The organism is Xanthobacter autotrophicus, assembly GCF_029991245.1.
In the GTDB taxonomy this organism is placed as follows: Bacteria; Pseudomonadota; Alphaproteobacteria; order Rhizobiales; family Xanthobacteraceae; genus Xanthobacter; species Xanthobacter autotrophicus_C.
This window is the reverse complement of record NZ_JAIVFO010000011.1, coordinates 1-23,371: the sequence shown is the minus strand read 5'-3', so window position 1 is coordinate 23,371 and position 23,371 is coordinate 1. Positions and strand designations below refer to the sequence as shown.

Below are 23,371 nucleotides of genomic sequence, written 5' to 3'. Positions count from 1 at the left end.
GGTTACGCCGTCAGAGCGTCCTTCATCGCTTGCGCCATCCCGGCCCGATCATCGCCGGACGCAACGAACACGGTCCGGCCAGCGGACGCGCCGGGCACGGCCGAGACGCCGCCGGGCACGACCAGGACCGCCTTCACCGTGCGGCCCGCACCAGCAGTGTCACTGAAGTCGTAGAGATAGGCAAAGACCTTGTATACGCTATCGCTAATATAACGGCCGTCGACGGTCTTCTTCATCTCGATCAGCACGAGCCGGGTTTCACCTTCTCTCTCGGCGACGACCAGGATGTCGGGCCGCCGCTCACCGCCCGAGATGCCGCGGTGCTGAGCGAACACCTGGCCGTATTCAGTCGCGATTCCGAGCACCGTCGCCGGCGTCTGATCGAAGTAGACCCGAACCTTCTGGTGATCGTCCTCGAACAGCGCGACATGGCCGCGCCGGCTCGTCACCAGGCCGTATTCGACCGGCTCGCCGAAGCCCAGCTCGTCGCTCAGCAGATCGAGGGCGAGAACCAGCACATAGAGCTCGAACAAATCGTCGTCGTTCACCGGCTCCAGCCAGTTCACGGCGAGCAGCGACATGATCGTATACCACCAGGCGTGATGATCGTTCGTTTCCATCTCCAGCCGCCGGCGTGCTAGGGCCGCCGCGGCTCGATACTCCGGGCGCCGATGGCGGGTGGCCGCTGCGATCATCTCAGGCGTGAGGCGCAGCGGAACGGAGATGTCGCTGAACCAATGGTGCTGGCGCGCCCGCTCGCATTCATCTCGAAGAATCTGGAGGTCCGTGTGGAGCGCAGCCGACCCGACCCTCTGCTCGACGATCGACACCGTGCGGCGAAGATCATCGACCAACCACGACAGCAGTTGGTTTTCCGGCATTTCGAAGGAGCGACGTGAGGTCCGACTGACGTAATGGACCGGCGAGAGCGTGCCCGCCATCCGCTGAAGGATCGTCCGATCCCATCGGGCATTGCCGCGCAGGCCAGGGCCGACGACCTGCTCCTGCGCCAGCATCTCGTTCGACAAGGCATCGAGGACTCGGTGTAGCGGCCCCTCGGCATAGGCGCGATAGCCGCCACCGATGAGATCGACCGCGCTGCCGAGCAGGCGCACGTCGTCTGCGGTGTCGTACAGCTTCTCGAGGAAGGACTGGAGAACCGCTAGGTCGATCGCCTCTGCGGTCGCGCCGGCGACTCCGCGCCCGATGGCGGAGAGATGCCGGCCGGCCCGGTCAGGAGCGCAGATGAAGTCTCGCCATGCCTCGCGCGTCATCCCGACACATAGCCGGTCCAGACGGCCAGATGGCGGTCGAACTCATCGTGGCGCGTCGACAGCAGCGGGCGGAACAGGTCCCCGGCCTTTTCGTGCAGATCCGGCCGGCCCTGAAACTGCGGCATCACGTAGAGTTCCAGCGCTGAAGCCAGCACCGCTTCGAAGCTGCGGCCGGAATCCAGCCGCCACTCGCTGTCGACGTGCCGGGCGATCGACAACGGGAACGCCGGGCCGAGGGGCAATCCGATCCCGCTGAGGCCGCCGTCTGCGGTGCTGAACAGTTCGATCAGCACCTTCGTGAGACCGGGCATGTTGCCGACGCCGCTCTTGGCCGCATCCGTCTTGTCCACGGCTGCGCGGATTAGCGCCTCGTAGATCGCCGGCGACGGGAGGTCGATGGGGATGAAGGCGAAGCGGCGGACGAAGGCCATCGACAGACGCTTGAGACTCGCCTTGTCGGCGTCGTTCATCGAACCGACGATCCGCCACCAGGCGGGCACGACGATCACGTCGGCGTCTTCATCCTCGACCACCGCCGATCCGACCTGTAGCAGCACGCGGCGGAACTTGCCGTCGTCAGAACGCCGGCGGTAAGGCAGGGTCACGGTGTTGCCGCTCAGCAGCGTGAACAGCTCGCCGAACGCCTTGTCGATATCGGCGCGGTTGATCTCGTCGATGATGAGGCACTTGCCCTTCTCGAGAGAGTCCACGACCGCCCCCGGCAGGAAATCCAGCCGGTCTCCGGTCTCACCTTCCTTGGGCGTCGGGAAGTAGCCGCCGATTGTCTCGAAGGTAGTCCACTGATCGGTCGCAGGCACCGTCCACGTCGGAAAGCCGGCCTTCGAGCAGATGCATTCGGCCAGCTTGGTCTTGCCGGAGCCCGGTGGGCCGGTGAGGATCACATGCACGCCGGCTGCCAAGGCGGCGAGCGCCCGTGTCGCGGCCTCCTCCATCCCCTGCAGCCCGCACAGATCGCCGAGATCAGCCAAAGCCATGTTCCAGTCGCCCGGTGGCGGCGGCGGCGTATGCACCTTGGCGACGGCAGCGGTGGGCGCGGCGGCCGGCGCAGGCGTCTCCTCGGGCTCCTCCTCCGCCTTCTCCGGCTCCAAGCTCTGTAAGAACAGCAGGAGATCGCCGTCGTCGATCGGTTCGTCCTGAAGCGGAACGGCCGCCAGATCGGCGGGAATGTCGGTCGAGAAAATCTCCGGAACCAGACCGTAGTCGTTCAGCCTGAACTCCTTCGCAAACCCCTCGACCGCCGCCTCGATCGATGCGATTTCCTTGGTGCGATAGCACCACGCGGCCAAGTAGGCGGCGCTGATCGGAATGTCGCCAATCACTTCCTTGGGCGGGGTGTCCTTGATGGCCTGAATGAGGTTCGGCGCCAGGGTCCAGCGCTTGTTGTCCTTCGGGCTCTGCCGGAACAGGTCGTGCTTGTTCCGCTGCACCTGAAGCGTTTTGCCCGGATAATCCCGGTCGCGCCAGTGACTATAGCCGTAGCCGGTGCCGAAAACGAGGAAGTAGGGCTTTTTCTCCGGGCCGCCGGCCGGCTTGAAGTAGTCGTCCATCAGCCGACGCTCGACCGGACTGCCGAACTGGATCGCATCATCCGGGTCGCCGCTGGCCGGCACGTTCTGACGCAGCATCGCCAGGAGGCTCATCAGGGTGGGGTGGGTGTGGTCCGGCTTCTGGAAATAGTCGAGCGCCAGGCGGACGTGATCGAGGGCGAAGAACGGCATGGCCGCGCCCCCCTACGCCGCGTCGTCGAACGGGATCAGGCTCTCGTCGCGGACCTTCCGGGGCGCCCGCAGCTTGAGGATGTCCGCGTCCCCGACCTTGTTCTCGACCACGACGACATCGCGCAAGGCTTCCACCGCCTCGCCGTGCACGTCGCGCAGCACCGAAGGCAGGATGGCCTCGGCCAGGGCGCGGGCGAGCAGCGGCGGAACGGCATTCCCGATCTGATGCCGGATCTGCGCGGCGCTGCCGCTGAAGACGAAGCGGTCCGGGAAGGACTGAAGGCGCGCAGCCTCACGTAGGGTGAGTGTTCGGGCCTGATCCGGATGAATGAAGGCGCCCGTCGTGCCTTCGTTGAACTTCGTGGTGATGGTGTAAGCCGGGGCGTCGTGTTGAAGACGCTTCAGGATAGTTGTCGCATCGTAAGGCCGGATTCGGCGGAACCTGTCGGGCAACTGGTCGATCGGGATGTCGCGCCAGTTCTGCCCTGCTTTCAGAGTGCGCGCGGCAAGGCGGTCAATCGCCGCCAGATCGGCGGCGGCGTGTTGCCGGACCAAGCGAGAGCCTTTGCGCATCTCGCGCTGATATGCGGTCTTCGCGCGGCCGGGATACTTCACACCATCGGCCTCCTTGCCTTCCTCGACAGGCGGGAGGTCGGAGCAGGCGTCGGCGAAGCTGACGTGCGGAAGCACTTCGTCACCGCCGCCGTGGCCGATGCGCGACAGATGCGCGAAGGGCAAGGCGTAGTTGCGCCAGAGGTCTGCGTTGCCGTGCGTGGCCGCCGGGAACGCGATGTCGGCGCCTGTCCGGTTGCCGACGAACACGAGCCGGCGACGTAGCTGCGGCACGCCGAAGTCGGCCGCCAGCAGGATCATCGGAACGACGGTGTAGCCGATCTCCCGGAAGGCGTGGACGATCTCAAGCGCCACGCGCCCCTGATTGTAGAGCAGCAGGCCGGGCACGTTCTCGAACACAATCCACGACGGCCGGAGTTCGTCCACCAGATCAAGGTAGTTGAGGAACAGGCGGTTGCGGGGGTCATCCTGATCGCGCCCGGTCGCGCGGCTGAGACCGCCCGACGTGGAGAAGCCCTGGCAGCTCGGCCCGCCGACGATCACATCGACGCCGGCCGATCCGACGAACTCCTTCACGTCCGAGAAGTCGCGCACCCGCAGATCGCGCGCGAGCCCACGCGCGCCGGCGATGTTCGCTTCGAACGATTCGACCGCTTGCTGGAAATTGTCGATGCCGCCGACGACGCGATAACCTGCGTCTGCGAATCCGAGTGCGATTCCGCCTGCGCCGGAGAAGAGATCGAGAACGCTAGGACCCTCGGTCGGTCGAGCATCTTTTCGGCTGCCCGGCTTTACGGTCCTCATTCCCGTCCCCTTAAATCACGGCCTCACATGCGAGAACAATATAGGAACATTCTCGATTCGGCAATTCTGCCATTACGGTTGCCCGAAGGCGCCCGGTCAACCACACTCAGCCAATTAGCAGGGGACACACTGAATTTCCGTTAAAGGTCGGGTTGCAGTTCCGAACAAGCCAGTTACGACGCGATCGTCGGCACGGGTGGGCGGGTGTCCCCGTCCGTCACTGACATTCGTGCGACCTTGGCTCAATGGCAGCTTTTGGGCCATGATCAATAGGATCTGACCGGCTGTATTGGGGGCGCGAAGCGGACGTCGCTGAAAGGGCAGTGGAGGGGCAGGTATGGGTCAGCTCCGCTCGTTAGAGATCGCAATCTAACGGTTGGTCCCGCCGTGCACCCGCTGGGCGTTGCAGCGCAACGGGCTCTTAGCCAGCCTCTCATCGAGCGCAGCGCCGCCTGATCGGTAAGGTGTGGCCTCATTGCAACGCTCGCGTTGATCGCATTAACGGAACGTTAAGGCGCCTCGACAGTCGGATGCATCTTCCCCACGATGTACGCTTAGGTTGGGGGGGTGGCATGGCGAGGCAATATGTGCGAATTGGCGCGGCTGCGGCAGCTGCGTTGATGGTTGGGGGATGCGTGACCACTGAAGTCGCGCGCTTCCAGCCCAAGGCTCAACAGGAAGCAATTTACCGAGATGGCCAACCGGCCCTCGTGTCGAAGAAGGCGAAAACGGTCGCCATGGTTCGACCTGCATCTCGTGGCATACGGGCCGGAGCGCGCCCCATCTACGTCGTAGGCATCTACAATGCGACTGGAGCGCCTATCACACTCAGAGCCGAAGACATCACGGTTGAGCAACTCATAGATGGCCAGCCTGTTCAGCCGCTCAAGGTATACAGCTACGAGGATTTGGTCCGCGAAGAACAGACCCGGCAGGTTGTTGCTGCGGTGCTGGTGGGTGTCGCGGCTGGCGCCAATGCCGCTGCTGCGTCTCGGTCTGGCTACTACACCAATACGTCGCAAGTCTATTCCCGGTATGGGACCGCGACTGTCGTCACCAACGGTTACAGCCCTACGGCCAACGCGGTAGCCCAGGCAAACGCCTCTTATCAAAATGCGCAGATGGTCAACTCGGCAGTCGAGCGCGGACAGCAGAACCTCGCCACGCTGGAGCGCGAGGTGTTGAAGGACAACACCATGATGCCGGGCGAATGGTATGGAGGGCAGGTTGTTTTCGACCCGCCGCAAACGTCGACAGGTGACCAGAAGGCATATCGGATCACGATTAGCGTCGGCGGTGAACGGCACGAAGTGGATGTGTCTCAGGAGGCCGCAGGTCGCGCTTGAAGCCACAATTTCGGAACTGGAACGGGGCAGTTCGGTTTTCAGAACACCAATGAGCCCTCCTGCAGATGCAGAAGAGGGATCATGGCGTTCGCCAACCTATTGCCTCGATATGGATGTGAGCGAGCCAAATGGCTGCACGAGTAGAATTCTGACAGAAACTCCATGCAGAACCGCATCGGCGCTGTTGCCCTTTCCAATTTTTGTCACGAGTTGACCGACGACGGAGCCGACCTCGTCTTTGCCCGCCGTTGGCGCATAAAGGTTTAGAATGACACCGAGAGCTGAAAAATAACGTAAAACTACCATTTTATCGTCGGTAAGAAGATGAATCGTTAGAGATTCGAGTGTCTTTTTGTCCGCAGAAGAGCCGGCGATGATGGATACCCCATCTGTCAATGTGTAGTCGCAAGCTGTGCGGACTTCCGTTCCGCAGCTTCCTTTCGCGATCCTGACACCGGCACTCAAACGCTTGGATTTGTCATTGAAGACCTTGGCGAAGCCGCCAACGTTGCCGCCGAGAGGAACAATAGGAACTGGCGGTTGCGGGATGGGTGGATCCTGCTTGGCATCGACGACGGCAACCGGATTGGCAGCTTCGCGGGACGACGCCGTTCCTTGCTGTTCCTTACGCGGCTCCAGCATTGCTGAGACAAAGGATGTCAACAAGAACGCACCGACCGCCCACCGCGCAATACGCCCTGCGGTCCAAGGCTTTTTCTCGCTCATCCCGGCTCCTTGCCCAAGCGTCAGCTGAGCGCCACCGTACCAACAGTTGAAATCTCAAGCCTCGATACAATCGCCGCACCCTCAAGGGACGCATGCCCGTGGAGAAGGAGCGGTGGCTGCGGCTGGCGCCATCGACCAGCCTGCATCTCGACTTCGCGGGTTCGCTAGATCGGCCGTTTGCGCGAAGCGGAATGCACTGACAATGTAAGTTCATTTTGGGTATGCCCATAGTGAACCACATCTGACGTGGTTCATTAAATACCAATTGACCATTCAAAATGAACCGGATAGATATGAACCATCCAAAGTGAACTGTCCGGGAGCATCCATGCTCGTTCGCCTGTATCTGCGTGCGTCCACCGATGAGCAGGATGCGTCTCGTGCTCGGGCCGATCTTGAGGCCTTCGCCAACGACAAGGGCCTGCGGATCGCGGCGACCTACGTTGAGAACGAGAGCGGCGCGAAACTCGCTCGCCCGGAACTGTTCCGGCTTCTGGCTGACAGCCGTCCCGGCGACGTGCTGTTGATCGAACAGGTGGATCGCCTATCCCGCCTCACGTCCGCCGACTGGCAGCGGCTCCGCTCCGAGCTGGACGCCCGACAGGTCCGCGTCGTGGCGCTCGACCTTCCCACCTCGTGGATGCTCGCAGCCCCGGCCGACGAATTCACTTCGCGCATGTTCGCGGCCGTGAATGCCATGATGTTGGATGTGCTCGCTGCGGTGGCCCGGAAGGATTACGAGGACCGGCGCCGCCGTCAGGCACAGGGGCAGGCCAGGGCGATGGCCGAGGGCCGCTATACCGGGCGCCCAGAGGACGTGGGACGCAATGCCGGCATCAACGCGATGTTGGAGAAGGGAGTGTCGTGGTCGCAGATCCAGGCCGCGACGGGGTGTAGCCGCGCGACCATAGCCAAGGTTGCGAAGAGGCGGGCGGCTTGATGCCGGCTACTCCCCCTTGGCGAGCTGGTCTTTGAACTGGCGCACGGCCGCAGCATCTACCGCTTCCTCGGCGGCGAGCTTGGTCATGCCGCCCGACCCCGAACCACGGTGAGATGCAGGCCGAGCGCCTTCATCACCCCCAGCAGTGTGGACAGCTTCGGGTCGCCATCTGCGCTCAGAGCCTTGTAGAGCGCCTCGCGGGTCACGCCAGCATCCTTCGCGACCGCCGTCATGCCCTTGGAGCGAGCGATGTCGCCGAGCGTCATGGTGATGACCGTAGGGTCGCCATCCTCGAAGGCGGCTTCGATGTTGGCGATGACATCCTCGGCGGTGTCGATGTAGTCCGCCGCGTCGAATTTGGTGGTCTTGGTTGCCATGTCAGTCCTCCAGATCCTCGGCGAGCGCCTTGGTCATAGCGATGTCCTTTTTCCTGCGTGCGCTTGTCCCCGCCGCACAGCAGGATCACCAGAACATCACCGCGTTGCACGAAATAGACCCGGTAGCCGGGACCGTAGTCGATCCGCATTTCACTGACGCCCGAGCCTACCGGCTTCACATCACCGGGATTGCCGGCAGCGAGGCGGCGCATACGGTTGACGATCCGCGCTCGGGCATTGGCATCACGAAGCGCTTTGATCCAGGCGCTGAATTCGTCGGTCTGGCGCACCTCGATCATGCGTGAACTATAGTTCACAGAAGGTCGCTTGTCAACGTCCGAGGATGTTCGCAGCCGTCCGCCAGCGTCCGCAATTGTTCCAATAACTATTTGATATTGCTATATATTTACCGCACCGCTATCTTCGGGGCATGAAGCTCTTCTCTCTGCACATGGGCGAGACCCTCGTCATCGGCGACACGATTGTGACGCTAGCGGAGCGGCGGAACTCGCGTGGCGGACACCATGCGCGCCTCGCTGTTGAGGCCCCCAGCGAGTTGAAGGTCCTGTTGCGCAAGCGGGACGGCTCCACCATCGGCCTCGCCCCCACCCCCATTCAGGAGGATGCGCATGATGCGCGCCCCGTCTTCGCCCGGCGCTGAGCCGCTTCCCTCCTTCATCCTGCGATATTTCATCGGATGCGAGCCTTTGGTGCTCGATCCGCTGACAGCCTTCAGGCGCCTTTCCGCGCTGGAAGCATGCGCTGCCGAGGGCGGCGCTGAGATCTTCATCCTCCGCTCACCATCCCGCGCCACCGAAACCGACGCCTCCCATGGCGACGTGGAGCGGATCGCGTCCTTGCATCAGGTGCCTGCGGTCGCGCTCATGGCCATCGCGGACCTGGAGAGTGACCGGCGCCGCTCCCAGATCGAGGCCAATGCCGCCCGCCTGCGCCGTGCGATTGATCGCGGCGACACGGTGGAGATGGCCCTCCATCCCGATGTCCTGGCGCGCATGGCGGAAATCAAAGCGACTTTGGATGGGGCCACGGCCAGCGTCGCCCCCACCACCAACCTTGAGGGGGACGCGTGATGGTTAGCGGCGGATTGGGGATTAGCTCGTTCATGTCCGGCTTCGCCACCATGGATAAGATGGTGACAGACAAGGCGGAGCGTGCACGGCGGCGCGCTTTGGAAGATGAAGACCGCACCATCGCGGCAGAGGATCGGGCGCGGCGTCGCGCGTCGGAAGACGAGAATATCGGCTTCCAGCGTGAACAGCGGGACCAGCAGCGCAAGGCGTGGCAGGACGACGCGAACGTCAAGGGCGCATACGGTCAGGCTGCCACCGACGCCACCATGAAGCGCAACGCCGACATCGAGAAGTCGATCCAGCCTATCGAGGCGCAGGGGCCGACCACGGACGGCAGGGGCCTCCCAGCTTGGCAGGTGGGCGACAAGACCTTCACCGATCAGACGCAGGCCAAGGCGGCGGCTCAGGACGGCGTGAAGCCCTTCCTTGACTATTACGTGAAGGAGGGCACGCCCAAGGTGACCGAGGCGTACATCCGCGCCGGACAGCCGGAGAAGGCCAAAGCCTACCAGGAATGGGTGAAGAACGAACAGGTGCAGAAGGGTATGGAGAGTTGGGCCAGGGCGATGCAGTCTGCCCAGATGGGCGATGCCGAAGGCTTCGCCAAGCACACCATGGAGGCCTACAACAACTCCGGCTACTTCGATGACGGACTGAAGGGCAAGGCCAATCTCCGCAAGGACGATAAGGGCAAGACGGTCGGTGTGGACCTTGAGTTCACCGACGCGAGCGGCAAGGTCGCGAAGCAGTCATTCGACGGCATGGAGAGCCTGTACCGGTTTGGAACCATGTTCCTGTCGCCTGAGCAGGTGTTCAAGTTCGGCATGAGCCAGCTTGAGGCCACGGACAAGGCGCGCGCTGACATCGCAAAGGAGCAGCGGGGGCTTCAGGCAGACCTCACCAAGGAAAAGTACAAGTCGGACCTCAAGCGCCAGGAGGAAGGCGCGGGCGTGAACCCCTATGCCTCAGGCAAATTCAACGAGGGTCAGGGCAAGGCCGCCGCTTTCTCGGACCGCATGGCAGAGGCCGAAGCTGTGATCAGCGCGAACGAGGGGATCAACTCGGGCATCACGGGCGGCATTGGTGGTGCTGTATCGAGCACGTTGCCGGCGGGCGTGGGCAACATCGTCGCCAGCACCGACCGCCAGAAAGTTAATCAGGCGCAGCGGAACTTTATCAACGCGGTTCTCCGCAAGGAGAGCGGTGCGGTCATCAACGAACGCGAGTTTGCGAACGCCCGGCTCCAGTATTTCCCCCAGCCGGGCGACAGTGCGGAGGTGATCGCACAGAAGCGGCAGAACCGGGCCACCGCCACCGGCGGCATGATGCGCGAGGCCGGCCCTTCGTATCGTCCGCCGCAAGGCTGGAGCGGGCCAGGATCTACGCCGGCATCCGGTGGTGATGGGATCTGGAAGCAGCCAGCGCCGCAGCAGGGGGCTCCCGGCTCCGCAAGTAATCCGCAGGTGCGCGGACAGGCCCCGCAGCCCGCTGCACAGGGGCGCGCAGGCCTTCCCACCGCCGCAATTGAGGCTCTCAGGCAAAACCCGAAGCTCTCGGCTCAGTTCGACCAATGGTACGGCCCTGGTGCTGCCGCTCGCATTCTGGGGGTGCAGTGATGCCCGACAACTTCTTCGCCCAGTTCGGCCCGTCTACCAACGGCAGCACAGCCTCGCCCGAGACCATCCGGGAGGGCGATCCGACAGGAAGCAACTTCTTCGCCCAGTTCGGTCCTGCCACGGCGGGTCGCGGCGAAAGGCCGGCTGGCTCGCAGCCGCCCATCTGGATGCCGGGCGATGCCCAAGCCGCTGCGCCTGAAGAGAAGAAGTCGGGCGCTTGGAGCAACCTGACGGCTGGCCTCAACGAAGGGATCTATTCTGCCCTCGGCGCGCCGGTGGATGCAGCGACTTGGGTGACGAACAAGGCGGTGCAGGGCGTCAACGCCGTAACGGGCGCCGAGCTGCCGGAGGCGCGCACCGACCTTCCCGGCTCGAGCCGGTGGCTTGCGGGTGCCGGCGAGGCGGTGGGCGTCAACGATCCCGCCAAGGTCGAGCCGCGTGGCCCCATGGAACGTATTCTTCGCAAGGCTGGTGAGGGCGCCGGCCTCATGATCGCGCCCCAGGCGGTGGCCGGTGTTGCGGCGAGGGCCGTGCCGGCCACCGAGGCGGCGGTGAACGCGGCGGCGCCCTTCATCGGTCGGGCGGCTTCTCCCGGCGCGCTGGCGGCTGATGCAGCGATGGGCGCCGCTGGCGGTGCTGGTGCCGAGGTGGCCGGACAGGTCGCCGATGAGATGGGCGGCGAGCGGTGGCGACCCCTCGCCGAGATGGCTGGCGGCATCGTCGGTGGTGTCGGTGCAGCTGGCGCGATGGCTTTGCCCGGCGCGGTGGCGGGTGGCGTGCGCCGGGCGGCGGACTATCTCGTTCCGACCGAGGCGGCACAGGAGCGCGCGGCCGGCCGGCGTATCGCCGACGCTGCCACCGATCCCACCGCCGTACGCGAAGGGCTGGACGCTCCGGCAGAAGAGTTGGTTCCGGGCTCCCGGCCTACGACCTTCCAGCAGACCGGCGACATGGGTCTCGGTGGCTTGGAGCGCGCGGTGGCGACCAAGAACCCCGAGGTGTTCCAGCAGCGCCGCGCCGATCAGAACGCCGCCCGCCTCGACGCCCTCGGTAAGGTGCAGCCGGACGGCGCGCCCGAAGCTGTTTCCACCGCGCTCCGAACCCAACTCGACGCCATCGACAAAGAGACCGCGCAGGCCATTGAGGAGGCGACGGCGGGCGCTGCCGAGCGCGTCCGAGGCATGGGCGGAGACCTTCCTCCCGAGGCCTACGGTGCGGCGCTTCGAGACCTTGAGCGCCCAGCGGTGGAGCGCGCCCAGCAGCGCGCCCGCAGCGCCATGGATGATCTGGGCGGCATCGGTACGCCGGAGGGCTACGGCGCTGATCTTCGTTCCCGCGTCCGGGAAGCGGAACGAGCGGCGAGGGATCACGAGCGCGAGCTGTGGCGGGCTGTCGATCCGGACGGTGCCTTGTCCCTGCCTTCCGCCAGCACAACGCGCGCGGCTCGGGACGTGCTGGACCGCATGCCGGAATCGGCCAAGCCCATGGAGGGCGAGGAACGCGCCATCTTTGATGTGGCGCGCGGCTATGAAGGCGACACCGTGCTGTTCAACGAGATGACGGCATTGCGTAATCGCATCTCCACCGCCATGCGGGAGGAGCTTTCCAGCCCCGGCAAGGGACAGACGCCCACTTATGCCCGGCTTTCGCAGCTTCGCGGCGCCGTGGAACGGGACATTGACGGTGCGGTGGCGACGCGCGCGGCTGACGATGCTCGTTCCGTCGCATCAGGAAAGATGGACGCGGAAGACAGCCTTGCGGCGAGATTGCAGAAACAGGCAACAGCCTGGAAAGCACGCCGTGATGGTGTCGCCGAGGCTCCTCCGGCTCAGCCCTTTGACGCCGCCGCAGTGGGACGCCTGAAGGAGGCCAGCGCCGCCACGCGCGACCGGGCGCAGACCTTCGGCGCCTCTCCCGTGCGCGAGGTGACGCGGCGTTCCGGCCAGGACGGGCCATATCACATGGCGGATGCTGCCGTGCCGGCGAAGGTCTTCCAGCCGGGGCCGAAGGGCTTTGAGGCTGTGGGCGCGTACCGAAAGGCGGTGGGGGATGATGCCGCCATGCAGATCCTCTCCGACTATGCCGTTTCCGACCTTCGCCGCGTCGCGACGCGGAAGGATGGGACGCTCGATCCCGATGCCTTCCAGCGGTGGCGGACGAAGCATCGCGACGCACTGCGCGCCATGCCCGGCCTTGGCCGTAAGATGGGCACGGCGGAGAAGGCGTCGCGCGCGCTCGATCAGGCTCGGTACTTCCCCGAGGGCCTTCCCGATCATGCCCTGGCCTCGCGCGTATTCCGGCAGGGCGAAGGTGGGTTCGAGGCCGTGGACAGCTTCCGTCGCGCCGTGGGCGATGCACGTGCCAACGCGGTCATCAGCGACTATGCGGTGGCGGACCTGCGCCACATGGCCGAGCGTCCGGACGGGATGCTGAGCCCGGCGAAGGTGAATTCCTGGCGCGCCAAGCATCGGGAGGCGTTGAGGGCTCTCCCCGAATTGGATGCCAAGCTGGCCGACGCCACCTCCGCATCGGAGGCGATTGAAGGTCTCGCGGCAGCGCGGCGCAAGGCACTGGATGATTTCCAGCGGGGCACCATCTCCCGCCTCATGAACGTAGATGATCCGGCGGACGTGAAGCGCATCATCGGCGGCATCTTCGAGAAACAGGATGCGGCGGCCCAGATGCGGCGCCTTGCGCGTGAGACCGGCGGCAATCCCGAGGCGCGGCAGGGGCTGCGCAAGGCGGTGGCGGACCACATCGCGGAACGGTTCTTGTCGAACACCGAGGCCGGCACCAGCGGGCGGGACACGATCAAATCCGATGCGCTTCAGGGGTTCCTGAAGTCCAATGCTGCCGCCCTCAGGCATGTCCTTTCCGAGCAGGAGCTGAACCTGTTGGGCCGTGTCGCTGCCGACCTGAAGCGCGCCAATCGCTCCATCTCATCCGTGCGGCTGCCGGGGCAGTCGAACACGGCGCAGGACCTCGCCGCGACCCAGAAGGGCGCCCGCTCGCTTCTCGCACACCTTCTCACGCCTCAGGCCCTCGGTGGTGCCGGCACGGTCGGCGCGGTGAGCGGCTTCACCACCGGCGGCTTCGCGGCTCTGGGCACGGCGGCGGCGCTGGCCATCAGGAATGCCGGCCTGACACGGGTGGATGAACTGGTGCGCGACGCGATGCTCGATCCGGCGCTCGCAAAGTTGCTTCTCGCCAAGGTCCCGGCGGCTCAGGCGAAGGCACGGGGGCGTGATCTGGCGGCCCATCTCGGCAGGCTATCGGTGCTGCCGGTGTTGGAGAGCGGTGCCACCGGCGAATGAGCGAGGGCCACCGCAGGCTTGCCGGTAACGTCGACGGCGTCTTACAGTGCTTCGCCGCCATCGCTTCGGGCGTTGGGACTTGGGGTTGGTTTTATCTTACCAGCATCGGTCGTGGCGGCACTTTGGTCATCTCATCGGTCAAAAGGCACCCCTCGATCCCACGTTCGAGGGGAAGAAGCTGCTTTGGGAAAGGGCGCAGTCCAATCAACCCGTTTCCGGGTCCCCTAGCGCGATCTCGGGCCAAAGCGGATGGCTCCGGGGCGCTGTCAATGCCGCTGCCATATCCGATCTTGAGACACCGCCGCGACATACGACGACCCCTGAGCCATCCGCAAAATGGCGGTCGCAACGCTCGCCGTCAACCTGCGCTTCAGCCCAACGATTCATCTCGCTGATGGATGCCGCTGGATCGATTCAAATGTTTCATTGGACGCTTGGCAAAGCTGCCACGTAGTTTCCTGGCGTTGTACGATCATATGATCGCAGAGCGGATCTTTAGTTCACGAAAGTCGCCATATAGTGCGAGCCAATCCGAACAAGCTTCACGGTCTAGCCAAGGAAAACATCCATGTCTGTCATGCAAAAATTGATCGAAGCACATCGCGACGCCCAGATTGCTGTCAACGCGGCATTCACTGCCGCCAACGACTTCGTTTATGACTCACAAGAGTACAAGAGGGCCGACGAGATTGCGGACGCGTTGTACGACAAGCTTGTCGAGGCGCGGATTACTTTGCTTGTGAGCCGCCCGCAGACCGAAGAGGAAGCGCGGGCGAAGGCCGTCTACGTGCGCTCCACGGGCGATTTTTTTGAAGTCGCTCGCGCGGACGCCGAGCTGGTCTCCCTTTTTGACCGGCTCTGTGAATTCAACACGGCGCCTGCACCTGCTCAGGCTTGATGGGGGGGCATCGCATGCGCACCATCACCGCATCCATCGTCCTGCTGCTGTCTGCCAGCGCTGCCGGGGCCGTCTGCCCTTTCGATCCGAACTGCCTTTCCAATCCCTACGGCGCTGGAAGTCCTTATAAGCCCAATGGGTTGATGAACCCCTATTCCGACCGGGGAAGCCCGTACAGCAACAACTCCTGGACAAACCCCTACGCCACGAACGCGCCGAAGTTGTACGACGGGCACGGAAACTATCGCGGGCGGCTCAGCACCAATCCCTTCGATCCGGACAGTACGAGCAATCCATTCGGGCGCTACGGCAGCCCGTATTCGCCGGACAGCATCAACAATCCGTTTGGCGCGGGAAGTCCATTTGGGGGGAATATCTACGTCCGACCATGACGTTTTCTGACGACGCCTTGCACTTCGCTCGCAGAGCTTGATCTTCAACCCAAAAGACAGGAATTCAAAATGAACGTAGCAGGCAATGACGTGATGTGACTCAGAGTATTTAACCTGACTCGCCCCGCTCCAGCCGATGCAACTGCTGAAGAAATTGCGTTTCATATGGACAAACTCAAGCATCTTCTGGCCAAGCCATTCGATGCAGATTTTGCCGATGGCATGCGGATCTCGCTCGCCGATTGCGAAAAACGTCTAATCGAGGCTTGAGTCGAACTGGTTCTGTCCGCCCTCGCCACCTCCATGGCGGGGGCATTTTTCATGGGCGAAGCAAATCGCTTCCGGACATAAAGCTGTGGATTTTATACTGGCCGCAAGATTGGATCATCTATGATGGGTCCTGCCACGTCCGGTGGCGTTCGAGCCAAACCAATTTCACGCGCAGGATGTGCGAAAATGGACCTGAAACCAGTTTTCGATTTGAACCGCTTGCCGAAGGGTGAGTGGCTTTTTCTTGCGGAGGCGATGCAATTCGCGTTGTGGGGCGCCCCCAACGGGGATGAGCAAGCCCACGCGTTGCCCGGTTCACTCCTTGAAGGTCTCGCCGCCGACGACGCGGACAAGTTTAACGCCCGCATTTTTCAGCTTCAGGGCGATATGCAGCGCGCCGCGCGCGACGGGACACTTGTGATGAAGGGCATCCCGATGATGTTCTGGATCGGAAGCGTTGCAGAAGATCCGGCTGCGCGCCAACCGATACCGGCTGAATTTTTCATGGTCGATGGTGTGCGCGGATTCGATTACGAGGATGGTGCCATCGCTCCTTTTTCCTTCGAGGGTGATGAACAGGAAGAGTACAATCGACTTTTGAGGCGCTGCACGGTGCCAGCGGCGGGATCAGCAGACCAGTGGGCTCACGTTATTGTCCGGAGGGACGATTTTATCACGTTCCTGAGGGATCACCTGGGTGCTGATCTTTCCGGTGAAACCGACAGGATGCTTGATCTGTCGGCGCCAACCGTCTCGGGTAGACCGAGGAAATACGACTGGGAAGGTGCGATGGCCCACCTTACAGCGAAGGCGAACACGCCGGACGGGATCGGAGACTGGAGCCAGGGCAAAATCGCGCGAGCTATGGTGGATTGGTTGGCGGTGCAAAACCCCAAAAACATTCCGAACGATGATCAGGCAAAGCTATACGCGAGAAGGGTTTATCAGGCTATTCATCCGGATAGGAAGAGGGGGTAAAAAGGGTTTTGCCCCCATTAGGACCCGACAGACAGGTTGGTCCCGGCCAATATTCGCGACGTATCCAGACGCGCACAGCGTCCAAAACGTCCGAGGCCATTATGTCCAACGCTACTCCATTCGCCGTTCGGCCGAACGACTTCCCGTCGATCTATGGCATCTCCCGTTCCCGCGCCTTCGAACTGATTGCCAAAGGCGCCCTTCCGGCCCGCAAGGTGGGGCGGACCACCTTGGTACTTGCCGAGGATGTCGAAAAATTCCTCCGCTCCCGTCCAATCGGCCTCGATCCGGCGCCCGAGGCTGCCATCGCCGCCCGCAAAGCGAAGAAAGTGGGAGCCTGAGATGCGAACCAACTTTCGGGCGCGAGGTGCGAACCTCTCGCCGGCAGGCGAGGGCTGCGAGACCTGCCGGCACTTCCGCCCGCACAATCCTGGCAAAACTTATGAGGGCGACTGCCGCGCGGCCCGTCCAGGGCGAGGCTGGCCCCGCTGGCCTCAAGTCGATCCTCGCGGAGACTGGTGCTCCGAATGGCGGCGAGACCCCACTGCCAGCGACGATTTTAACAGGCAGACGCGCGGAGAGTTCGAGGACGAACAGTGTCGATCCCGCAAGAGGTGAGCGCTCAACTTCGTGGCATCTGTCGAGATAGATCGATGCGAAAAAAAGAAGAAGGACCGACCTCGCCACAAGGTCGGCCCTTCAAAACACAAAGGTCTTTGGACGTGACACGTTTATCTGATCTGCCTCTCGCAGGCAATGCTCATTTCTTGAAAACCGCGATAAATCAGTTTGGGGAGCGGTCGTGATGCCGGTCACTCTCGATCCTCCGTTCGAGCCGCCCGAGCTTACCAACCTCTTGCTCGCCGAGATGCTGGCCCGTGGCGGCGTACCCATCTTTCCGTGCGACGAGAACAAAAAGCCGCTCACGCAGCACGGGTTCCGAGACGCGACCACGAACATCAATGTCGTTCGTGCCATGTGGCGGAAGCATCCCGACGCGATGCCCGGTATCAACCTCGGAGCTGCCGCACTGCTGGCCATCGACGCCGATGAAGGGCGGATCGGCATCGCGGCGTTCGAGGCGCTGTGCGAACCCCATGGCGGCGTTCCGGAGTGCCCTATGGTGGACACGCCGGCAGGAGGTGGCCGACACTTCATCTTCCGCCAGCGGCCGGGCGAGAAGCTCGGAAACGGGCGCGGCGGCCTACCGCCCAAAGCAGAGTGCCCTGTCGATGTGCGTGGCGCCGGCGGATACATCATCGCGCCGGGATCGGTGCGGTACGGCGGCGACTTCGCAGATGGGATCTATGACATCGGCGATGGTGATCCGCTCGACATCCTCCAAGCGCCCGAGCTTCCGGAGTGGCTGCACGACATTCTCACTGGCAAGCGCGAGGATAAGGCGCCAAGCCCAGCCCCGGTTGACCCAAGTCCACTGCCAAAGGCGCCAAGTTCGCCTCTCAATGCTGCAAGTTCGAGCCAGACCGCCGTCCGCGCACTCGACATGGGGCACCCTCGGCTGCGCGCCTGGGTGGAGAAGGCTTTCGACGACGAAATCCAGGCGCTGACGCAGTGCGGACGCGGCGGCCGCAACAACCAGCTCAATACCTCGGCGTTCGCGATCTTCCAGTTCGTAGCGGCCGGCTGGGTGGCCGAGGATGCGGCACACACCGCACTCGTTCAGGCGGCAGAAGCCTGCGGGCTCGTCAAAGACGACGGGCGTCGATCGGTGCTCAAGACGATATCTTCCGCCCGGCGCGGCGGCACGGCGCAGCCCCGCGAGGTGCCTGAGGAGTTCATCCGCGATGAGGAGATCGCTGCATCCGCCGTCGCGCTGAACCGCGATCTGGCTGTCTCAGCAGATGGCACGCTGCACGACGCCACCACGGGCGAGGTGATCGATCGGGAAGCGGTTGGCAGCACGTGGGCGCTGCCGGATCTGACGTTGCTCAACGAAGGCCGCCGCCCACCACCGACGTTCCAACTCGATTGGCTGGGGCCACACCTCGCGCGATGGGCTGAGGCGCAGGCCCGCGCAACGTCAGCTCCAACGGATTACGCGGCTGTGTCCCTTCTCGGCCTGATCGGTGGCCTCCTCGGCAATCGCCGCCGTCCCCTCGCTGGCGCCGGTTGGGAGGAGCCGCCGACACTATTCATGGCGCTTGTGGGCGAACCTAGTTCGGGAAAAAGCCCGGCATCGTCGGCGGTCATGAGCCTCGTAAATAATGAGGAGGCGGCTCTCGACGCCGACTATCGGCAGCGCCTGTGCGAGTACGAAGCTGAGAAGCTCTCCGCCGACGCGGTGATGGCCGCGCACAAAACGGCCGCGCGCGAGGCGATGCGAGCCGATCCAGCGCTGGCAGCCGCAATTCCCGTCAAGCTGCCAGAGGGCTTCCGCGAGCCCGTGAAGCCCTTCCTGAAGCGCATCGTGGTCCGCGACAGCACGGTCGAAAGGCTTGCCACCCTATCGGCGGAGAACCCTGCCGGCCTGGTCCTTCATCGCGACGAACTCGCTGGTCTCTTCGCCTCGTTCGGCCGCTACTCCGGCGGCGGCGGATCGGACAGGCAATTTTTCCTGGAAGCATATGGTGGCCGCAGCTTCACTGTTGACCGCGTGAAGAGCGGCGATCCCATCCGTGTCCCTCATCTGAGCATCGGCATCATCGGCGCCCTTCAGCCGGACAAAGCCGCCGAGCTGCTCAAGGGGGCGGACGATGGCTTCGTTTCGCGTTTTCTATGGTGCTGGCCAAATCCGGTGCCCGGCTTTCATATCGCGCGCGAGGACTTTGACCGAGGCCCTGCGGAGCGGGTGGTGAACCGTGTTTGCCGACTTCACATGAACTCAAACCCGGTACCGATGCCTGACAGTCCAGTCTTCCTGCGGCTGGAAGAGCCCGCCCTCGCCGAGCTGGAGCGCTTTGCGCTGGAAATGAAGGCACGCGAAGCGGGAGCTTCACCGCTCATGAAGTCGGCGCTTGGCAAAGCGCGTGGGCACGCTCTGCGGCTGTCCAGCATCCTCACCATCATGTGGTGGAGCGCCGATCCGCGAGCATCCTTCGACGAGCCCGCAGACATCGGCGAAGCGGCTGTGGCCACCGCGTGCGAAATGATGGAAACGTATTTTCTCCCGATGGCCGAGCGGGTCTTCGGCGACGCCTCGATCCCTGTCGCGGAAACGAACGCTGCCACGCTTGCTCGCCACATCCGAGCGAAGATGCTGCCGACTTTCAACGTCCGAGGATTGCGGCGACAGGTCGGCGGAGCGCTTCGGACGGCCGAGGCTATGGATGCTGCCCTCGCCGAACTCGGTGATGCGGGCCTCGTCAGGCCTATTCCGGACACCAAGGCGGGGCGCGGGCGGAAGATCAAGGGGTTCGAGGTGAACCCAGCCATGTGCGGTGGTGACGTCAATTCGGCACGGCCGTTCAATTCCGGCACAGGCGCGAAATCGAAATAATCCCCCATAAGTATCTGAATTAGAAAGATAAATTTATTTCGGCGATTTCGGCACTTTTGGCACAGGGAAATAGCAAGGAGAGGGTGAGATGACACCGAAGCAGACGCGGTTCGTGCAGGAGTATCTTGTGGATCTGAACGCCACGCAGGCCGCAGTTCGAGCCGGTTATTCCAAAAGGACGGCAGTGAAGATTGGAAGTGAAAACCTCCTTAAACCAGACATTGCACGTGAAATTCAGCGCGCCATGGATGAGCGGGCTGCGCGGACGGGGATCACTGCCGAACGCGTTCTTCAGGAGCTGGCGCGCATCGCCTTCCTCGACATCCGCAAGGCGTTCAACGCGGACGGCAGCATGAAGCCGCTCGACCAGATCGACGACGAAACGGCGGCGGCAATCGCCGGGTTGGAGGTTGCCGAGACCTTCAACGATGATGGTGAGCACACCGGCAGCGTCAGGAAGATCAAGCTGTCCGACAAGATCGGTGCCCTCACGCTGCTGGCGCGTCACCTCGGCATGCTCAACGATAAGCTCACCCTCAAGGGTGACGCAGAGAACCCGCTCACGCTGCTGGTGAAGGCCATTCAGGGCACAAGCATCAAGCCGGTTGCGACGCCGGCTCTTCTGGCGCACTGAGAGCGGCAACCAAAGAGGTCTGGCTGGTTAAGGGGGCTGCCCACCGGGGCGGCCCCTTCCCATTTCAGGCGACAATCGTCCCTATGTGTCCGTGAACGTTCGCCTAAAGCCAGTGTCGTGCGGTGGGGTTGACGGTGGGGTCGATATGAAACGAGCGCTACAAACTCGTTATATTTCAAATACTTATGTCCATAAACTGGCGGAGAGGGGGGGATTCGAACCCCCGATACGGTTGCCCGTATGCCGCATTTCGAGTGCGGTGCATTCGACCACTCTGCCACCTCTCCGCGAGGCCCGGCACCAGCAGCGCTGGTGGGTGTGGTCCCGCGCTTCTAGCGGACCACAAAGCCGCCGACAAGCCGTCTAAGCCATCGGTTCTGCTTTTCTCCCGCTCAGGCCGCCCTCTCGCGTTCCACCCTGTGACGACGGCCCCCGTCCTGGACTGGCGCCGACACGGGGTCCGCCCCGTGCGGCGCCGGCTTCATGCCGACGGCCGATGAGTTACGCTCCTCGGCCTTTGGCATTACACCGCCTTGAGATGCCGCAGCGGCCGGCCGGGCGAAATGGCCTGGGCGGCCGCGACGATGGCGGCGGTGTCGAGGCCGTAGTGGGCATAGAGATCGGCCAGCGTCCCGGTCTGGCCGAAATGCTCCACGCCCAGCGCCCGCACCCGATGCCCCGCCACCGCCCCCAGCCAGCCCAGCGTCGCCGGATGGCCGTCGATGACGCTCACGATGCCGCAATGGCGGGGCAGCGGCTCCAGCAGGCGCTCCACAGGACTGGTGGCGCCGGCAAAGCCGCGCTCGCGGGCGCGGGCGGCGGCCGTCCAGCCGGCGTTCAGCCGGTCGGCGGAGGTGACGGCGAGCAGGCCCACGTCGCGCCGGTCCTCGGCGATGAGGGCCACCGCCGCGATGGCTTCGGGCGTCACCGCGCCCTGCACCGCGACCACCAATTCGCAATTGGGGCCGGGCTCCCGCAGCCAGTAGGCGCCATCCACCATGCCGCGCTTCTGGGCCGCGGTCAGCACCCGCTTCGGCTGTTCCAGCGGGCGGGTGGAGAGGCGGAAATAGACCGAGCCGCCGGTCTCGTCGCGCAGCCAGTTGCGCTCGTCGCCGACGCCCTCGCCGTCGCGCTGCACATAGTCGAAGGCAAATTCCATCAGCACCGCCAGCTCGTCCACGAAGGCCGGCTCGAAGGCGGCGAGGCCGTCCTGCGCCATGCCGATGAGCGGCGTGGAGATGGACTGGTGCGCCCCGCCCTCGGGCGCCAGCGTGATGCCGGAGGGCGTCGCCACCAGGATGAAGCGGGCGTCCTGGTAGCAGGCATAGTTCAGCGCATCGAGGCCGCGGCAGATGAAGGGATCATACAGGGCGCCCACCGGCACGAGGCGCGCGCCGAACAGGGAATGGGACAGGCCGAAGGCCGAAAGCGTCAGGAACAGGTTCATCTCGGCGATGCCCAGCTCCACATGCTGGCCCTTGGGCGAGAACTCCCAGGCGAAGGTGGAGGGGATGCGCTCGCGCTTGAACACGTCCGCCAGCGCCGCATGGGCGAACAGGCCGCGCCGGTTCACCCATGGTCCGAGATTGGTGGAGACGGTCACGTCCGGCGAAGTGGTGACGATGCGATCGGCGAGTGCGCTCTCGCCCCTGGCCAGGTCCTGCAGGATGAGGCCGAAACCGGCCTGGGTGGAGATCACCGGATTGGGCGGTGGCGCCAGAGCCGGCACCGCGAGGGCGGGGTCCGCGAAGCGGCGCGGGCCGCCCTGCGCGAACGGCACGCGGGCGAGGAAAGTGGAAAGCTCGGCCGCCGGGCGCTTCAGCCCCTCGAAGGGCTCCCACTCGCGGCCCTCGCCCACCCCCATGGCGGCGCGCAGGGCCTCCATCTGGGCCGGGGTCATGAGGCCGGCGTGGTTGTCCTTGTGGCCGGCCAGCGGCAGGCCGAAGCCCTTCACCGTGTAGCACAGGAAGGCCACCGGCCGGTCGTGGTCGATGGCGTCGAAGGCGGCGATGAGCGCGGCAATGTCGTGGCCGCCCAGATTGGTCATGAGGGCAGACAGCTCGGCATCCGAGCGCCGGGCGATGAGGGCGGAGACCTCGCCCTGGTCGCCGAGGTCGTCCATCAGCCGCTTGCGCCAGGCCGCCCCGCCCTGAAAGGTGAGCGCGGAATATTCGGCATTGTGACAGCTATCGATCCAGCTTTTCAGGGCTGCCCCGCCCGGCTCGGCGAAGGCCGCCTGCTGGAGGGTGCCGTATTTGAGCACGACCACCTGCCAGCCCATGGCCTCGAAGATGCCGGTGAAGCGCTCGTAGAGGCCCTCGCGCACCACGCCGTCGAGGCTCTGGCGGTTGTAGTCGATGATCCACCAGGTGTTGCGCACCTCGTGCTTCCAGCCCTCCAGCAGGGCCTCGAAGACGTTGCCCTCGTCCAGCTCGGCGTCGCCCACCAGGGCGATCATGCGCCCCTTGGGCCGGGCGCCGGCAAGGCCGTGGGCGTGGACGTAATCCTGCGCGAGGCTGGCAAACAGGGTCTGCGCCACACCGAGGCCCACGGAGCCGGTGGAGAAGTCCACGTCGTCCGCGTCCTTGGTGCGGGAGGGGTAGGACTGGGCGCCCTTGAAGCCGCGGAAATTCTCCAGTCGTTCGCGGGTCTGGCGGCCGAACAGATACTGGATGGCGTGGAAGATGGGGCTGGCGTGGGGCTTCACCGCCACCCGGTCCTCCGGGCGCAGCACGTGGAAATAGAGCGCGCTCATGATGGCGGCCAGCGAAGCGGAGGAGGCCTGATGACCGCCCACCTTCAGCCCGTCCGGGCTCGGGCGCAGGTGGTTGGCATTGTGGATCATCCAGCTCGCCAGCCACAGCACCTTGCGCTCCAGCTCGGCGAGGATGGCGAGGTCCGCAGCGCTCGGCGGCGCGGGGCGCGGGCGCAAGGGGGGCGAG

19 protein-coding genes and 1 tRNA gene are annotated in these 23,371 nt (G+C 64.1%); 12 read left to right on the top strand and 8 right to left on the bottom strand.

The window, feature by feature from the left end; translation table 11 throughout:
- Nucleotides 1-2: 2 nt before the first annotated feature.
- From K9U41_RS03855 to K9U41_RS03845, 3 genes are read right to left on the bottom strand one after another with little or no spacing between them, the layout of a single operon-like run.
- On the bottom strand, nucleotides 3-1,274 hold the full coding sequence (locus tag K9U41_RS03855; protein WP_282639540.1) for a hypothetical protein: 1,272 nt from the start codon (nucleotides 1,272-1,274) through the stop codon (nucleotides 3-5).
- On the bottom strand, nucleotides 1,271-3,013 hold the full coding sequence (locus tag K9U41_RS03850) for an AAA family ATPase (protein ID WP_282639539.1): 1,743 nt from the start codon (nucleotides 3,011-3,013) through the stop codon (nucleotides 1,271-1,273). Before K9U41_RS03850 ends, K9U41_RS03855 begins: the two co-directional genes overlap by 4 nt.
- A gap of 12 nt (nucleotides 3,014-3,025) precedes the next feature.
- Entirely contained in the window at nucleotides 3,026-4,390 is a 1,365-nt protein-coding gene (locus K9U41_RS03845) for a DNA cytosine methyltransferase (protein WP_282639538.1), read from the bottom strand.
- Nucleotides 4,391-5,025: 635 nt separating this feature from the next.
- On the opposite strand from K9U41_RS03845, the gene K9U41_RS03840 reads away from it, so the two are divergent.
- Nucleotides 5,026-5,736 carry a hypothetical protein gene (locus tag K9U41_RS03840; protein WP_282639537.1) on the top strand — a complete coding sequence of 237 codons (711 nt, stop codon included), beginning with the start codon at nucleotides 5,026-5,028 and terminating at the stop codon, nucleotides 5,734-5,736.
- Between the two features lie 96 nt (nucleotides 5,737-5,832).
- On the opposite strand, the gene K9U41_RS03835 is transcribed toward K9U41_RS03840, so the two are convergent.
- The gene (locus K9U41_RS03835) at nucleotides 5,833-6,462 is read right to left on the bottom strand and encodes a hypothetical protein (RefSeq protein ID WP_282639536.1); all 630 of its coding nucleotides are present in this window, start codon (nucleotides 6,460-6,462) and stop codon (nucleotides 5,833-5,835) included.
- Nucleotides 6,463-6,790: 328 nt separating this feature from the next.
- Between K9U41_RS03835 and K9U41_RS03830 the strand changes: the two genes are divergently transcribed.
- Nucleotides 6,791-7,402 (top strand): recombinase family protein, encoded by a 612-nt coding sequence (locus tag K9U41_RS03830; RefSeq protein WP_282639535.1) that lies wholly within the window; start codon nucleotides 6,791-6,793, stop codon nucleotides 7,400-7,402.
- An 83-nt stretch (nucleotides 7,403-7,485) separates the two neighbouring features.
- On the opposite strand, the gene K9U41_RS03825 is transcribed toward K9U41_RS03830, so the two are convergent.
- Both K9U41_RS03825 and K9U41_RS03820 read right to left on the bottom strand, forming a co-directional pair.
- The gene (locus tag K9U41_RS03825) at nucleotides 7,486-7,779 is read right to left on the bottom strand and encodes an addiction module antidote protein (protein ID WP_149576368.1); all 294 of its coding nucleotides are present in this window, start codon (nucleotides 7,777-7,779) and stop codon (nucleotides 7,486-7,488) included.
- Nucleotides 7,665-8,078, bottom strand: a complete 414-nt coding sequence (locus K9U41_RS03820) for a type II toxin-antitoxin system RelE/ParE family toxin (protein ID WP_349237828.1) — start codon at nucleotides 8,076-8,078, stop codon at nucleotides 7,665-7,667. Before K9U41_RS03820 ends, K9U41_RS03825 begins: the two co-directional genes overlap by 115 nt.
- 131 nt (nucleotides 8,079-8,209) lie before the next feature.
- Here K9U41_RS03820 and K9U41_RS03815 point away from each other — a divergent pair, with 131 nt between their 5' ends.
- The 10 genes from K9U41_RS03815 to K9U41_RS03770 all read left to right on the top strand — a co-directional run bounded on the left by K9U41_RS03815 (nucleotide 8,210) and on the right by K9U41_RS03770 (nucleotide 20,429).
- A complete protein-coding gene (locus K9U41_RS03815) occupies nucleotides 8,210-8,440 on the top strand; it encodes a hypothetical protein (RefSeq protein ID WP_282639534.1) in 231 nt (76 codons plus the stop codon).
- 49 nt (nucleotides 8,441-8,489) lie between these two features.
- Nucleotides 8,490-8,870, top strand: a complete 381-nt coding sequence (locus tag K9U41_RS03810) for a hypothetical protein (RefSeq protein WP_282639533.1) — start codon at nucleotides 8,490-8,492, stop codon at nucleotides 8,868-8,870.
- Nucleotides 8,871-8,902: 32 nt separating this feature from the next.
- Entirely contained in the window at nucleotides 8,903-10,486 is a 1,584-nt protein-coding gene (locus tag K9U41_RS03805) for a hypothetical protein (RefSeq protein ID WP_282639532.1), read from the top strand.
- Nucleotides 10,486-13,800 (top strand): hypothetical protein, encoded by a 3,315-nt coding sequence (locus K9U41_RS03800; RefSeq protein WP_282639531.1) that lies wholly within the window; start codon nucleotides 10,486-10,488, stop codon nucleotides 13,798-13,800. Before K9U41_RS03805 ends, K9U41_RS03800 begins: the two co-directional genes overlap by 1 nt.
- Before the next feature lie 568 nt (nucleotides 13,801-14,368).
- Nucleotides 14,369-14,698: a hypothetical protein gene (locus K9U41_RS03795; protein ID WP_282639530.1), complete on the top strand. Its 330-nt coding sequence runs from the start codon at nucleotides 14,369-14,371 to the stop codon at nucleotides 14,696-14,698.
- Nucleotides 14,699-14,712: 14 nt separating this feature from the next.
- Nucleotides 14,713-15,090: a hypothetical protein gene (locus K9U41_RS03790; RefSeq protein WP_282639529.1), complete on the top strand. Its 378-nt coding sequence runs from the start codon at nucleotides 14,713-14,715 to the stop codon at nucleotides 15,088-15,090.
- A gap of 456 nt (nucleotides 15,091-15,546) precedes the next feature.
- Nucleotides 15,547-16,338, top strand: a complete 792-nt coding sequence (locus K9U41_RS03785; RefSeq protein WP_282639528.1) for a hypothetical protein — start codon at nucleotides 15,547-15,549, stop codon at nucleotides 16,336-16,338.
- A 101-nt stretch (nucleotides 16,339-16,439) separates the two neighbouring features.
- Nucleotides 16,440-16,679 carry a helix-turn-helix domain-containing protein gene (locus K9U41_RS03780; RefSeq protein WP_282639527.1) on the top strand — a complete coding sequence of 80 codons (240 nt, stop codon included), beginning with the start codon at nucleotides 16,440-16,442 and terminating at the stop codon, nucleotides 16,677-16,679.
- Between the two features lie 464 nt (nucleotides 16,680-17,143).
- On the top strand, nucleotides 17,144-19,795 hold the full coding sequence (locus tag K9U41_RS03775; RefSeq protein WP_282639526.1) for a DUF3987 domain-containing protein: 2,652 nt from the start codon (nucleotides 17,144-17,146) through the stop codon (nucleotides 19,793-19,795).
- Nucleotides 19,796-19,883: 88 nt separating this feature from the next.
- Nucleotides 19,884-20,429 (top strand): terminase small subunit, encoded by a 546-nt coding sequence (locus K9U41_RS03770; protein ID WP_282639525.1) that lies wholly within the window; start codon nucleotides 19,884-19,886, stop codon nucleotides 20,427-20,429.
- Between the two features lie 197 nt (nucleotides 20,430-20,626).
- On the opposite strand, the gene K9U41_RS03765 is transcribed toward K9U41_RS03770, so the two are convergent.
- Together K9U41_RS03765 and K9U41_RS03760 are read right to left on the bottom strand one after the other, a co-directional pair.
- Nucleotides 20,627-20,716: transfer RNA gene (locus K9U41_RS03765), tRNA-Ser, on the bottom strand.
- Between the two features lie 236 nt (nucleotides 20,717-20,952).
- The gene (locus tag K9U41_RS03760; RefSeq protein ID WP_282639567.1) at nucleotides 20,953-23,361 is read right to left on the bottom strand and encodes a transketolase; all 2,409 of its coding nucleotides are present in this window, start codon (nucleotides 23,359-23,361) and stop codon (nucleotides 20,953-20,955) included.
- Between the last annotated feature and the right edge of the window lie 10 nt (nucleotides 23,362-23,371).

Bases quoted from the DNA above. Each gene is read 5' to 3' on its own strand.
- K9U41_RS03855 (WP_282639540.1), bottom strand. From the start codon at position 1,274: ATGACGCGCGAGGCATGGCGAGACTTCATCTGCGCTCCTGACCGGGCC.
- K9U41_RS03850 (WP_282639539.1), bottom strand. From the start codon at position 3,013: ATGCCGTTCTTCGCCCTCGATCACGTCCGCCTGGCGCTCGACTATTTC.
- K9U41_RS03845 (WP_282639538.1), bottom strand. From the start codon at position 4,390: ATGAGGACCGTAAAGCCGGGCAGCCGAAAAGATGCTCGACCGACCGAG.
- K9U41_RS03835 (WP_282639536.1), bottom strand. From the start codon at position 6,462: ATGAGCGAGAAAAAGCCTTGGACCGCAGGGCGTATTGCGCGGTGGGCG.
- K9U41_RS03830 (WP_282639535.1), top strand. From the start codon at position 6,791: ATGCTCGTTCGCCTGTATCTGCGTGCGTCCACCGATGAGCAGGATGCG.
- K9U41_RS03825 (WP_149576368.1), bottom strand. From the start codon at position 7,779: ATGGCAACCAAGACCACCAAATTCGACGCGGCGGACTACATCGACACC.
- K9U41_RS03820 (WP_349237828.1), bottom strand. From the start codon at position 8,078: ATGATCGAGGTGCGCCAGACCGACGAATTCAGCGCCTGGATCAAAGCG.
- K9U41_RS03815 (WP_282639534.1), top strand. From the start codon at position 8,210: ATGAAGCTCTTCTCTCTGCACATGGGCGAGACCCTCGTCATCGGCGAC.
- K9U41_RS03805 (WP_282639532.1), top strand. From the start codon at position 8,903: ATGTCCGGCTTCGCCACCATGGATAAGATGGTGACAGACAAGGCGGAG.
- K9U41_RS03800 (WP_282639531.1), top strand. From the start codon at position 10,486: ATGCCCGACAACTTCTTCGCCCAGTTCGGCCCGTCTACCAACGGCAGC.
- K9U41_RS03795 (WP_282639530.1), top strand. From the start codon at position 14,369: ATGTCTGTCATGCAAAAATTGATCGAAGCACATCGCGACGCCCAGATT.
- K9U41_RS03790 (WP_282639529.1), top strand. From the start codon at position 14,713: ATGCGCACCATCACCGCATCCATCGTCCTGCTGCTGTCTGCCAGCGCT.
- K9U41_RS03785 (WP_282639528.1), top strand. From the start codon at position 15,547: ATGGACCTGAAACCAGTTTTCGATTTGAACCGCTTGCCGAAGGGTGAG.
- K9U41_RS03780 (WP_282639527.1), top strand. From the start codon at position 16,440: ATGTCCAACGCTACTCCATTCGCCGTTCGGCCGAACGACTTCCCGTCG.
- K9U41_RS03775 (WP_282639526.1), top strand. From the start codon at position 17,144: ATGCCGGTCACTCTCGATCCTCCGTTCGAGCCGCCCGAGCTTACCAAC.
- K9U41_RS03770 (WP_282639525.1), top strand. From the start codon at position 19,884: ATGACACCGAAGCAGACGCGGTTCGTGCAGGAGTATCTTGTGGATCTG.